Annotated in this window: 1 protein-coding gene; it reads right to left on the bottom strand. The window is 41.5% G+C overall.

The genetic code is table 11. From position 1 onward, the window contains the following. Window positions 1–887, bottom strand: an 887-nt coding sequence (locus tag CD150_RS13400; RefSeq protein WP_206185633.1) for a GA-like domain-containing protein, incomplete at both ends; no start/stop codon positions are given.

Raw genomic sequence — 887 nt, 5'->3', positions numbered from 1 at the left:
GCAGTACCGTTCGGTACGCTATTTATCTTCTCTTGAGCCGTTTCCTTCGCTGTTTCTAATGTTTGTATTAACGCATCTACTGCTGCTTTTTCATCTGGCGTCACTAATCCATCTGCTGTAATCTCAGATAACTTCGTATCAACTGCTGTTTTTGCTTGTTCTGCACTTACCACTGCTTGAGACGCTTCGGATAATTGGTCTGTATCTAAGACTCCATTACCATCCACATCATTTACTTCTGGTGACGTTACTGATGTGATGTTATCCAGTCTTGTTTGTAGCGCATCTTTACCTGCAGTGCCATTCGGTACACTATTCACTTTCTCTTGGGCTGTTTGTTTTGCACTTTCTAATGCTTGGATTAACGCATCTACTTCGGCTTTTTCATCTGGCGTTACTAGACCATCAGATATTACCTCTGTTAGCTTATTGTCCACTGCTGTTTTTGCTTGTTCTGCATTCACTACGGCTTGAGACGCTTCGGATAATTGATCTGTATCCAAGACTCCGTTACCATCTGCATCATTTACTTCTGGTGATGTTACTGACACGATGTTATCTAATCTTGTTTGTAAATCGTCTTTACCTGCAGTACTATATGGTACGCTATTTACCTTCCCTTGTGCCGCTTGTTTCGCACTTTCTAATCCTTGGATTAGCGTATCTATTTCGGATTTCTCATCTGGCGTCACTAAGCCGTCTGATGTTACTTCTGCCAATTTCGTATCCAATGCGTTTTTTGCTTGTTCTGCATTCACTACAGCTTGCATTGCTTCAGACAATTGGTCTGTATCCAAGACTCCGTTACCATCTACATCGTTTACTTCTGGTGACGTTACAGATGAGATACTATCCAATCTTGTTTGTAAATCACCTTTACCTGCAGT

This window comes from Staphylococcus ureilyticus, from assembly GCF_002902235.1.
Classification (GTDB): Bacteria; Bacillota; Bacilli; order Staphylococcales; family Staphylococcaceae; genus Staphylococcus; species Staphylococcus ureilyticus.
The sequence above is the reverse complement of the archived record's forward strand: the minus strand, read 5'-3'. Positions and strand labels throughout refer to the sequence as shown.